The sequence below is a fragment of the Streptomyces niphimycinicus genome (assembly GCF_018883605.1).
GTDB lineage: Bacteria > Actinomycetota > Actinomycetes > Streptomycetales > Streptomycetaceae > Streptomyces > Streptomyces niphimycinicus.
On record NZ_JAHLEM010000343.1, the window covers coordinates 1 to 10,461 of the forward strand.

The following is a 10,461-nucleotide window of genomic DNA, read 5'->3' on the forward strand; positions in this document are numbered from 1 at the left end:
GGCGGCGCCGCTGAACCGCGGCCGACTTCACCAGGCCCGCCTGGCTGTGCACGGCACATCACCCGGCCCGCGGGCGGACGGCAGGCGGACCGCGGGCCGTCAGCCGTGCGCCGAGTCCTGGAGCGCGAGCCGCCAGTCCTGCCCGACCAGGGGCGAGCCATAGCCCCGGTGCGGCTCCTCGGCGATCAGCTCGAACCCGGCCCCCTCGTAGATCCGGCGGGCGGAGGTCAGGACGTCATTGGTCCACAGCACAAGATCGCGGTAGCCCGCCTCGCGTGCGAAGTCGATACACGTGGCCACCAGCCGCTCGCCGAGCCGCCGCCCCCGCGCCTCCGGTTCGACGAGCAGCAGCCGCAGCCGGGCCGTATCGGGCCGCTCGTCCCGGACGCACATCACCGAACCGACGGGGCGGCCGTCGAGTTCCGCGATCCACGCCCGCTCGCGGGCCGGGTCATGGCTCGCGCCGAACTCGCCGACGATCCGGGCCACCAGGGCCTCGAACTCGGCGTTCCACCCGAACTCCCGGGCGTACACGGCGCCGTGGCGCTGCACGATCCAGCCCAGGTCGCCCGGCTCCAGCCCGCGCAGCCGCACCCCGGGGTCGGCCGGACCGGTGAGCGCGTGCCGCGCGGTGGCCAGCGCCTCCCGCAGCCGCCCCAGCTCGTTCCGGGGGACCTTGGCCAGCAGCCCGGTCACCGCCTCCCGCGACCGCCGGTCCAGATCCTCCGCCGCCGCCCGGCCCTCGGCGGTGAGCAGCACCTCCTGGAAGCGGGCATCGCGGTAGTGGCGCTCGCGCGTCACCAGCCCCCGCTCCTCGAACCGGCTCAGCGTCCGGCTCAGATGCGCGGCGGTGACCCCGAGGTGCTCGCGGAGGGCCGAGACGTGGGTGCGCTCCCGCCGCGCCAGCTCGTAGAGGATGCGGGCCTCGCTCAGCGTGTACGGGGTGTTGAGCTGCCCCGGGTAGTCGAGGACGCCGATCAGGCGGGTGTACATCCGGTTGAAGTCGCGGACCTCGTCCACGGCCAGATCGAGATTGTCGCGCGGGCCCATCCGGCACCCCTCCGTACCCCTGTGTCGATTTCGCTTGATCTCATAGTTGCGCCAGATCAAGTATTTGGGAAGGGGGGTCCCTGCGCCGGGGGCGGATGTGGGCGGTACGACGTGTCAGGAAGCGCGACGGCCCCACCGAAATGGGGGCCGATCACCCGTACCGGCGGAACCGACCGCCGGTACCGTTCTGAGTGTCAGCACAGAACGGGAGTCATCATGCCCGGCAGCATCGACAGCTCTACGGAAAGCATCGGCGCTCGCATCCGCGAGTTCCGCCTCATCCGCAACTACTCCCTCTCTGAACTCGGCCGTCGCGCCCACGTATCCACGAGCCAGCTCTGCCGAATCGAAAACGGTGAGCGGTACCCCAGCGAACCCGTCGTCGCGTCCGTCGCTCGTGCCCTCGGCGTCGGCGTCTCCGTCTTGCGGGGGCAGCCTTACATCCAGGCTCTCCAGAAGGATCAGCTAGACGCCCTGCTCACTCCCATCAGCACCTCGTTCGATGACTGGGACATCCCGCCTGAAGACGCCCCACCTCCCCGCGCGCTCGATGCGTTGGAAGCCGAGATCGAGCGGATTGTACGGCTCCGGGTGAAGGCCGAGTTCCTGGATATCGCCGCACGTCTACCGGGCCTGATCAGCGAAATCGCGGTCACCACCCAGATGTACGGATCACCGGGTCAGCACCGTGAGCGGGCCCACGATCTACAAGCGGAGGTTTCGCGCACGGCGGCGATCGTCGCCTACCGCCTCGGCTACATGGATCTGGCCCGCCTGGCGCTGTCCCGCATGGCGGTCGCAGCGCCGCAGTCCGGTGACCCACGGCAGGTCGCGGTCGAGCGATACGAGCGGGCGCAGATGGCGGCGGACAACTCCCGTCTGGACCGTGGCGTCTCGTTGATGCGACACGCGCTGCGGGACCTGGACGACGATGGCGATCGCGCCACACGAGCGGTGCGGGGCACGCTCCAGCTCCGAGCCGCCGTACTTTCGGCGCGCAACGGTGACGATGCGGCGGCCGGTGATTGGCTCGGGGAGGCCGCCGAACTGGCGGAGCGGATAGGGGAGACGCGACATTACGCCCTGGCGTTCGGCCCGCTGAATGTTCGGCTGCACCAGATCGCGGCGGCCGGTGATCGGGACGAGCACGCGGAAGCGCTTGAGCACGCCCTCCAGGTGCGACTCCCGGACGACTATCCGCCGACGCGGGCGGCGCACTACTGGATCGACCGGGCCCGTGCCGAGGCGTGGACGGCACAACACGGCGACGCGTTGGGTTCGTTGAGGTCCGCGCGTGAGAGCTCGCCGCAGTTGACGCGCTATCACCATTCGGTCCACGAGACGGCGGCGACGCTGTTGCGGGCGCGACAGCGTGCGGATGAGCAGCTCAGGGAGTACGCGGAGTGGTGCGGCGTTTAGCGCACGCTCTGTAGTTGGTCACCGCGTCGAATACGGCCGTGCCCCGGAAGGCCGCCAACTCTGCCACCACTGCCGACTGCCCACCGACGAGCCGATCCCGGTCGAGGTGGAGAACAGTGGCAGCGGCAGCGCCGTCGGAAGCTGTGGGTGTGCCGACCGCTCTGCGAGAAGGCCGCCGATGCCGTGTAGAGCCGTCCTGTACGCCTCCGTCTCGCCCGTGCCGGCGTGGTCATCGGCGCAGGGGTGGCGCTCCTGCTCGGCGTCGTCGCGCTCTGGGGCGTTCACGGATGGGGCTGATGTGCGGCGACAAGAGGCCCTGAAGATCGTTCCCCGTGCCGTCGAAGATCGTTCCCCAGCACGGAGGAGGGCGGAACCGGTTACCGACGAGCGACCGCTCGCGAGATACACGTGACCGGTCCACTCGCCTGCGCCCCTCTTTTGGGTGATGGCGCCAGGTCGAATTTCGAAGTAGTTTCAAAGTCGTGAGTACCGAGAATGCAGCCGTGAACTTCTCCGAGCTGGTGAACAAGAACAAGCAGACGCTTGCCCGGCTCCACGAATCGCCGAGACTGCTCTTGCATCGCAGAGATGGTGAGGATCTGGTCCTCACCACCGCGGCGCGGGCCGAGCAGGACCAGACCGTGGTGTCGGCAGCCACCCGGATGCTGGCCGCGATGGCGCGTCGGGAGCCCGGCAGCATGGAACTGCTCCTCGACATACTGCCGGACGCATTCCCTTGGGTCAGCTTCCTGCCCGAGCCCGATCTCCACGCTTTCGCCGTCGAACTGGTCGACACCATGCGGGCCGCCGACTCACTCGGCAACAGCGCGTCCGTCGCCCAGTTGCTCATCGCCTGGCAGCACACCGCCGAGGTCCACTCCGACCCCGAGCTACTGGCCGCACTGACCAGGGACCACGGCGAAGACTACGGCCCGGTACCGGACCCGCGGGGCGCCGCATGACCGCGGGTCGCGGCGGCCGCGCCGCACCACCGGCACCAGACGGCCACTGGGAAGTCCGCTTCGCGGACGCGGCCTCGGCCAAGGGCTGGGAGAGCCTCGCCCAACAGGCTCGGGAGAACACCTACCGTGCCTGGATCGTCATGCGCACGAACCCCAGGCCGGCCACCGAGACACCCCGGCACCACCGGCTCAAGGGCGGCCTGGCGCATGGCACCCACCGCGGACAGACCTGCGAGCAGTGGCAGATCGAGGTGACCGGCGCCGGCCGCATCTGATATCTCCTGGACACAGCCCGCGATACCTGCTGGATCACCTTCGCAGGCACCGGACATCCGCGAGCCACAGACCGACGCTGAGCCGGCACAGCCGGGTGGGCGGCGGAACTGGGCAAGGGGGGCTCCGGGCCGCTTGGGACCCCGGCCCGGAGTTCCGCCCGGAAACGGGAGCGCGGGGGTCCCACCCAGTACGGGAGCGCGGGGGCCCCGCCCCGTACGGAGGAGACCCGCCCCGCACGGAGTGCATCGTTCAGCCGCGCGGCGGGGCCGTCGAGGCGCGGGCCATCAGTTCGGCGCGGACCATCGCCACCCCGCCCGGCGGCTGCGGCTCGCGGCCCAGGGCCAGGCGCCCGGCCCGCGCCCCCGCCTCGTGCAGGGGCAGCCGCATCGTCGTGAGGGCCGGGACCGCGTCCGCGCTGAACGGAAGGTCGTCGAAGCCCGCGACCGAGACGTCCTCGGGGATCCGCAGGCCCTGGTCGCGCAGGGCCGCGCAGACGCCGAGCGCGATGGTGTCGTTGGCGGCGACTATGGCCGTCAAACCCCGGTCGCGGCGCAGCAGTTCGAGGGTCGCGTCGTAGCCGGAGGCGCGGTCGTACAGGCCGTGCACGGTCAGCCGCTCCAGGTCGGCGTCGAGACCGGCGGCGCCGAGCGCCGCCCGGTGGCCCTCCAGCCGGTGGCGGGTCGTGGTGCGCTCGGCGGGGCCCGCCACATAGCCGATGCGGCGGTGGCCGAGGGTCAGCAGATGTTCGGTGAGGCGGCGGGCGCCGCCGCGGTTGTCGAAGGTGAGGGTGGTCGCGTCCGCGATCGGCGGACGGCCGCACAGCACCACCCGGGTGCCGGACGCGGCCAGCCGGGACGCCTTGGCGGCCACGGCGGCGGCGTGGTCGGGGTGCTCGACCGCGCCGCCGGTGAGCACGACGGCGGCGGCGCGCTGCCGCTGGAGCAGGGTGAGGTAGTTCAGCTCGCGCTCGGGCGACCCACCGGTGTTGCAGATGACCGCGAGCTTCTCGCCGCCCCGGCCCGGTTCGCCCGCCGGCGCGCCCATCTCGGCCTGTACGGCGCCCGCCATGATGCCGAAGAAGGGGTCCGCGATGTCGTTGACGAGCACCCCGACCAGATCGGAGGTGGCGGCGGCGAGAGCGCTTGCCGGGCCGTTGACCACGTACTCCAGCTCATCGACGGCGCGCAGCACCCGGTTCCGGGTCGACTCCGCCACGGGGTAGTTGCCGCTCAGGACGCGCGACACGGTGGCCGCCGAGACCCGAGCACGTGCCGCCACATCGGCCAGGGTCACTGCCATGATTCCTCCGTTGGATGGTCACCCGGTGGTCACCTTCCGGGACACCGCGCGCACTTGTCGGCGCCCCCATGCTCTCACTCCATGAGCGGCGCGATTGTGCCGTCCAGGGTCTTGTCCTGTCATCCGGACCATGCCTAGGGTCCTCCCCAGCAAGCGCTTACCCCCGGCGAGGAGCCTCAGCCCATGGCCGCAGCAGCCACCGCCCGTATCCGTACCGCAGTGGTCGGCACCGGAGGAATCGTCACCGGCAGCCATCTGCCCGCACTACGCGATCACGCCGACCGTGTGGACCTCGTGGCCGCCGTCGACGTGGCCGCCGACCGGCTCGACGCCTTCCGCGCCACGGCCGCCGAGGGCGGCGCCTTCGCCGTCACCGGCTACTCCGATGTGGCGGCCATGCTGGAGGCCGAGCGCCCCGATCTGGTCCTCATCGGCACCCCGCCCTCCCTGCACCGCGAGCAGACGGTGGCCGCGCTGAAGGCCGGTGCCTGGGTGCTGTGCGAGAAGCCGCTGTGCCTCACGCTCGCCGAGTACGACGAGATAGCCGCGGCCGAGCGGGAGGCGGGCGGCCCGTACGCCTCGGTGGTCTTCCAGCACCGCTACGGCTCGGGCGCCGTCCACGCCCGCGAGCTGCTGGCCGAGGGCGCGCTGGGGCAGCCGCTGGTGGCCCACTGCCAGACCACCTGGCACCGCGACACCGCCTATTACGCGGTGCCGTGGCGCGGCCGCTGGGAGACCGAGGGCGGCGGACCCTCGATGGGCCACGGCATCCACCAGATGGATCTGCTGCTCCATCTCCTCGGCGACTGGACCGAGATCCGCGGTATGGCCGGGCGGCTGATCCACGCGGTGGAGAGCGAGGACGTGTCCACCGCGCTGGTGCGGTTCGAGAGCGGCGCCATGGCCACCGTCGTCAACAGCGTGCTCTCGCCCGACGAGGTCAGCCGGATCCGTATCGACTGCGCGGACGCCACCGTCGAGCTGACCCATCTCTACGGCCACCGCAACGACGACTGGGTCTACACCCCCGCCCCGCACGTCCGCGACGACCCCGCCCGGCAGCGGCGCTGGCGCACCCCGGCCGCCGATCTGCCCAGCTCGCACGGGGCGCAACTGACCGGGCTGCTGGACGCGATGGGTGATGGCGTACGGCCCCCGGGCAGCGGCCAGGACGCCCGCCGCACCCTCGAGTTCATCGCCGCGCTCTACAAGGCGGCCTTCACCGGGCAGCCCGTACGCGCGGGCGAGATCGTGCCCGGGGACCCGTACTACGACGCCATGCACGGCAACCACCCCGCATGGGCGCCGAAGGCAGCGACCGCCACCACCAAGGAGAGCTGAGGCCGCCATGACCCAGCGCATCACCGTCACCCACACCCACGGCGAGCGGATTTCGGTCGTCTCCGGCGGCGTCGAGCTGATGGCCTACGTCTACCGGCCCGACCCGGAAGCCTTCGAGGCCCGTAAGCCCTACGCCCACCCGCTGCGCACCCTCGCCGGAAACCCGGTCTCCGGCTACCGGCCCAGCGACCACCGCTGGCACAAGGGCCTCCAGATGACCTCCAGCCATCTGTCCGGCCAGAACTTCTGGGGTGGCAACTCCTACCTCGGCCCCGAGCAGGGCTACCAGCATGTCGAGGAGCGCGTCGGCTCGATGCGCCACGACGGCTTCGAGGAGTTCGCGGTGGCGGACGACCGGCTGCGCTTCGTGGAGACCCTCACCTGGGTCGCCAATCCTTCTGTACAACACAGCGGCGGCCAGGAGTGGGCGCGCGAGGTGCGCACCATCGAACTCCACTCGGTGGAACCGGAGGCGGGCGCCTGGGCCCTGGACTGGTCCATCCGCCTCACCAACATCCGCGGCGAGGCCCTGAACTTCGGCTCCCCGACCACCGCCGGCCGGGAGATGGCCGGGTACACCGGGCTCAACTGGCGCGGCCCGCGCGACTTCACCGGCGGCGATGTGATCGGCCCGGACGGGCGCGGCGGCGAGGGCGAGAAGGGCGCCTCGGACCTGATGGGCACCCCGGCGGCCGAGGCCCCCTGGGTCGCGTTCACCGGTGAGCACGACGGCGTGGACGGGCACTCCACGCTGCTGTTCGCCCATGCGCCGGAGAACGCCGACTCCATCCACGCCTCCCACTGGTTCGTGCGCTCCGAACCGATCCCCTCGGTCGCCCCCTCCTGGGCGTTCTTCGAGGAGTTCGAGCTTCCGCCGGGGGAGTCCTTCGGCTACCGCTACCGGGTGGTGGTCGCCGACGGCGCCTGGGACCGGGCCCGCGCCGAGGGCTACCTCGAGAACCACGGGTGGTGAGTGACATGAGCGAGATGTTCGCCCCGCTGCCCGGCGGTGTGGGCCTCTCCCACATCAGCGCGTACGAGTGGGAGGCCGCCGACGGGGTGTGCGGCGGCAGCCCCCATCTCCATCTGGCCTGCACCGAGGCGTATGTGGTCACCGCCGGACGCGGCGCCGTGCAGACCCTGACCGTCCAGGACGGCTTCACCGAGACCCCGCTGGAGCCGGGCGCGGTGGTGTGGTTCACCCCCGGCACGGTGCACCGGATGGTGCAGGGCGGCGGCCTCAGGGTGACCGTGCTGATGCAGAACAGCGGGCTGCCGGAGGCCGGGGACGCCGTCTTCACCTTCCCGCCCGAGGTGCTGGCCGACCCCGAGCGGTACGCGGCGGCCGCCGCGCTGCCCGCCAAGGAGGGGCCGGAGGCCGACGCGGCCGCCCGGCGCCGCCGGGACCTGGCGATCGAGGGCTATCTGACGCTGCGGGCCGCCGCCGAGAGCGGCGACGACGGACCGCTGCGCGCCTTCCACGAGGCGGCGGTGCGGATCGCCGCGCCCAAGGTGAAGGACTGGGAGCCGCGCTGGCGGGACGGGGCGCTCGCCGCCGCGCGGCGCACCGGTGAACAGCTCACCGCGCTCGCCGCGGGCGACCCCGCGCATCTGGCCGAGGCGCGGGTCACCGCGACCGGGCCCAGCCGCCGGGGCGGCTACGGCATGTGCGGCCGCCGGGACGAGTACGAACTGCCCGGTGTCACGCTCCCGTATTACGGCGAATAGCCGCCGTAGCACACCACCACGCACGCTCATACGCTCAACGGACCATTCAGGAGGGAGGTCGGCTCCGGTATGCGCAGAAACAGGACAAAGGCGTCCTGTGCCCTGGCTCTCGTGCTCACGCTCGGGGGGACCCTCACGGGCTGCGGCGGCGATGGCGGCGGCGGCTCGGGCGGCAAGGTCAGCCTGCGGTTCACCTGGTGGGGAAACCCCGACCGGGCCGCCCGCACCGAAGAGGCCGTGAGGCTCTTCGAGAAGCGCCACCCCGACATCGACATCAGCACGTCCTTCGCGGGCTTCGACACCTACAAGGCGAAGCTGGCCACGCAGGCGGCGGGCGGCGACGCCCCCGATGTGATGCAGCTCGACTACCGGCAGATCAACCAGTACGCCACCGCCGGCATCCTGCTGAACCTCGGCGAACACCCCGAGCTGCGCACCTCGGAGATCGACAAGGGGCTGCTGGCCACCGGGGTGGTGGACGGCAGGCAGTACGCGCTCCCGGTGGCCCGCGGCACCGAGACGATGGCGTACGACGCCACCCTGTGGCGCAAGGCGGGCGTCCCCGCGCCCACCCTGACCTGGACCTGGGACGACTGGGCCGACGCGATGCGCAAGCTGGCGGCGTCCCCGGCCACGAAGGAGCGGGTCGGCTCCACCGACCCGGGCCAGAGCGAGGACGTCTTCGAGATCTGGCTGCGCGGCCAGGGCAAATCCCTCTACGTCAAGGACGAGAAGCTCGGCTTCACCGCCGACGATCTGACCCGCTACTGGGAGTGGTGCACGAGGCTCCGCAAGGAGGGCGCGGTCTCGTCCGCCGAGCAGACCACCCAGATGGACGGCACGGTGGAGAACACCCCGCTGGGCCGGCTGAAGTCCGTCGCCGACTTCAACTGGGACGCCCCCGTCAGCGGCTATTCGGCCATCGTCGGCGAGGGGCTGAAGCTGGCACCGTTCCCGGTCGGCGAGGACGGCACCCCCGGGCAGTACTGCAAACCGTCGATGTTCTTCGGCGCCTCGGCCAAGACCGGACACCCCAAGCAGGCCGCCCAGTTCATCGACTTCCTGCTCAACGACAAGGAGGCGGGCGCCATCCTCGGCGCCTCCCGCGGCATCCCGGCCAACGACGCCATCCGGCAGGGCGTACTGCCCAAGCTGGAGGGCTTCGACCAGGTCATCTCCACGTACCAGAAGCAGTTCGAGGGCAGGCTGAAGGATCCGCCGCCCGCGCCGCCCAAGGGTGACACCTCCCTTCAGTCCACCTTCTCGCGCGACTACGACCAGGTCAGCTACGAGCGCATGTCGCCACGCGAGGCGGCGGAGAACTACATCACCGAGGCGAAGGCGGAGCTGAGGCAATGACCGCGACCGCGACCCGCCCCCAGGGCGCCGCGCCCCCCGCCGCAGGCGGCAAGCGGGCGCCGAAGCGCGAGCGGCAGGGGGCCGCCTGGGTGTTCCTGTCCCCATGGGTGCTCGGCGCCGCCGTGCTGACGCTGCTGCCCATGGCCGTGTCCCTGTATCTGTCGTTCACCGACTACGACATGTTCGACGCGCCCCAGTGGATCGGCTTCCGCAACTACACCCAGATGTTCACCGAGGACCCCCGCTACTGGCGGTCGGTCATCACGACCCTGACGTATGTCGTGATCGCGGTGCCGCTACAGCTCGCCATGGCGCTCGCCGTCGCCATCGCGCTGAAGTCGGTCAAGCGCGGCAAGGGCTTCTACCGCTCGGCGTTCTACGCGCCCTCGCTGCTCGGCGCGTCGATGTCCATCGCCCTGGTCTGGCGGGCGATCTTCAACGACGGCGGCTCGGTGGACAATCTGCTCTCCGGCATGGGCATCGACATCGGCGGCTGGATCAACAAGCCGGGCTGGGCCATCCTGTCGGTCGCGCTGCTGACCATCTGGCAGTTCGGCGCCCCCATGGTGATCTTCCTGGCCGGGCTCCAGCAGATACCCGTGGAGCTGTACGAGGCCGCCGCGGTCGACGGGGCCACCTGGTGGCGGCAGTTCCGCTCCATCACCATCCCGATGCTCTCCCCGGTGCTCTTCTTCAACCTGGTGCTCCAGATGATCCAGGCGTTCCAGGTCTTCACCCCCGCCTTCGCGGTCAGCGCGGGCAAGGGCGGACCCGCCGACTCCACGCTGGTCTACACGCTCTACCTCTACGACCGCGGCTTCACCGCCTCCCATATGGGCTACGCCTCCGCCATGGCCTGGGTGCTGCTGCTGGCCATCGGGGTCGTCACCGCGGTCCTCTTCCGCACCTCCCGGGCCTGGGTCTTCTACGCCAACGACAACAACGAGGGGGCCCGATGACCACCGCCCCGATCTCCACCGCCCCGGCCGGCCCGGCCACCCCCCGCCGGCCCGGCCACCCCGGCGAC

11 protein-coding genes are annotated in these 10,461 nt (G+C 71.3%); 8 read left to right on the plus strand and 3 right to left on the minus strand.

Annotation, left to right across the window (positions count from 1 at the left end; translation table 11 throughout):
- Positions 1-99: 99 nt before the first annotated feature.
- Positions 100-1,050 carry a bifunctional helix-turn-helix transcriptional regulator/GNAT family N-acetyltransferase gene (locus KN815_RS27910; RefSeq protein ID WP_253209287.1) on the minus strand — a complete coding sequence of 317 codons (951 nt, stop codon included), beginning with the start codon at positions 1,048-1,050 and terminating at the stop codon, positions 100-102.
- A 216-nt stretch (positions 1,051-1,266) separates the two neighbouring features.
- Between KN815_RS27910 and KN815_RS27915 the strand changes: the two genes are divergently transcribed.
- Positions 1,267-2,469 (plus strand): helix-turn-helix domain-containing protein, encoded by a 1,203-nt coding sequence (locus KN815_RS27915; RefSeq protein WP_216344677.1) that lies wholly within the window; start codon positions 1,267-1,269, stop codon positions 2,467-2,469.
- An 18-nt stretch (positions 2,470-2,487) separates the two neighbouring features.
- On the opposite strand, the gene KN815_RS27920 is transcribed toward KN815_RS27915, so the two are convergent.
- On the minus strand, positions 2,488-2,754 hold the full coding sequence (locus KN815_RS27920) for a hypothetical protein (protein WP_216344678.1): 267 nt from the start codon (positions 2,752-2,754) through the stop codon (positions 2,488-2,490).
- 197 nt (positions 2,755-2,951) lie between these two features.
- Here KN815_RS27920 and KN815_RS27925 point away from each other — a divergent pair, with 197 nt between their 5' ends.
- On the plus strand, positions 2,952-3,431 hold the full coding sequence (locus KN815_RS27925) for a hypothetical protein (protein ID WP_216344679.1): 480 nt from the start codon (positions 2,952-2,954) through the stop codon (positions 3,429-3,431).
- A complete protein-coding gene (locus KN815_RS27930; protein WP_308403681.1) occupies positions 3,428-3,706 on the plus strand; it encodes a hypothetical protein in 279 nt (92 codons plus the stop codon). The genes KN815_RS27925 and KN815_RS27930 overlap by 4 nt, the downstream gene beginning before the upstream one ends.
- 250 nt (positions 3,707-3,956) lie before the next feature.
- On the opposite strand, the gene KN815_RS27935 is transcribed toward KN815_RS27930, so the two are convergent.
- On the minus strand, positions 3,957-5,006 hold the full coding sequence (locus tag KN815_RS27935; RefSeq protein WP_216344680.1) for a LacI family DNA-binding transcriptional regulator: 1,050 nt from the start codon (positions 5,004-5,006) through the stop codon (positions 3,957-3,959).
- Positions 5,007-5,189: 183 nt separating this feature from the next.
- Between KN815_RS27935 and KN815_RS27940 the strand changes: the two genes are divergently transcribed.
- The 5 genes from KN815_RS27940 to KN815_RS27960 all read left to right on the plus strand — a co-directional run bounded on the left by KN815_RS27940 (position 5,190) and on the right by KN815_RS27960 (position 10,393).
- Positions 5,190-6,347 carry a Gfo/Idh/MocA family protein gene (locus tag KN815_RS27940; RefSeq protein WP_216344681.1) on the plus strand — a complete coding sequence of 386 codons (1,158 nt, stop codon included), beginning with the start codon at positions 5,190-5,192 and terminating at the stop codon, positions 6,345-6,347.
- A 7-nt stretch (positions 6,348-6,354) separates the two neighbouring features.
- Positions 6,355-7,320 (plus strand): DUF6807 domain-containing protein, encoded by a 966-nt coding sequence (locus tag KN815_RS27945; RefSeq protein ID WP_216344682.1) that lies wholly within the window; start codon positions 6,355-6,357, stop codon positions 7,318-7,320.
- A 5-nt stretch (positions 7,321-7,325) separates the two neighbouring features.
- Positions 7,326-8,075 carry a cupin domain-containing protein gene (locus tag KN815_RS27950; protein WP_216344683.1) on the plus strand — a complete coding sequence of 250 codons (750 nt, stop codon included), beginning with the start codon at positions 7,326-7,328 and terminating at the stop codon, positions 8,073-8,075.
- Between the two features lie 69 nt (positions 8,076-8,144).
- On the plus strand, positions 8,145-9,434 hold the full coding sequence (locus KN815_RS27955; RefSeq protein ID WP_216344684.1) for an ABC transporter substrate-binding protein: 1,290 nt from the start codon (positions 8,145-8,147) through the stop codon (positions 9,432-9,434).
- Positions 9,431-10,393, plus strand: coding sequence for a carbohydrate ABC transporter permease (locus KN815_RS27960; RefSeq protein ID WP_216344685.1), 963 nt, complete (start codon positions 9,431-9,433; stop codon positions 10,391-10,393). Before KN815_RS27955 ends, KN815_RS27960 begins: the two co-directional genes overlap by 4 nt.
- Positions 10,394-10,461 lie beyond the last annotated feature (68 nt).

Bases quoted from the DNA above. Each gene is read 5' to 3' on its own strand.
- KN815_RS27910 (WP_253209287.1), bottom strand. From the start codon at position 1,050: ATGGGCCCGCGCGACAATCTCGATCTGGCCGTGGACGAGGTCCGCGAC.
- KN815_RS27915 (WP_216344677.1), top strand. From the start codon at position 1,267: ATGCCCGGCAGCATCGACAGCTCTACGGAAAGCATCGGCGCTCGCATC.
- KN815_RS27930 (WP_308403681.1), top strand. From the start codon at position 3,428: ATGACCGCGGGTCGCGGCGGCCGCGCCGCACCACCGGCACCAGACGGC.
- KN815_RS27935 (WP_216344680.1), bottom strand. From the start codon at position 5,006: ATGGCAGTGACCCTGGCCGATGTGGCGGCACGTGCTCGGGTCTCGGCG.
- KN815_RS27940 (WP_216344681.1), top strand. From the start codon at position 5,190: ATGGCCGCAGCAGCCACCGCCCGTATCCGTACCGCAGTGGTCGGCACC.
- KN815_RS27945 (WP_216344682.1), top strand. From the start codon at position 6,355: ATGACCCAGCGCATCACCGTCACCCACACCCACGGCGAGCGGATTTCG.
- KN815_RS27950 (WP_216344683.1), top strand. From the start codon at position 7,326: ATGAGCGAGATGTTCGCCCCGCTGCCCGGCGGTGTGGGCCTCTCCCAC.
- KN815_RS27955 (WP_216344684.1), top strand. From the start codon at position 8,145: ATGCGCAGAAACAGGACAAAGGCGTCCTGTGCCCTGGCTCTCGTGCTC.
- KN815_RS27960 (WP_216344685.1), top strand. From the start codon at position 9,431: ATGACCGCGACCGCGACCCGCCCCCAGGGCGCCGCGCCCCCCGCCGCA.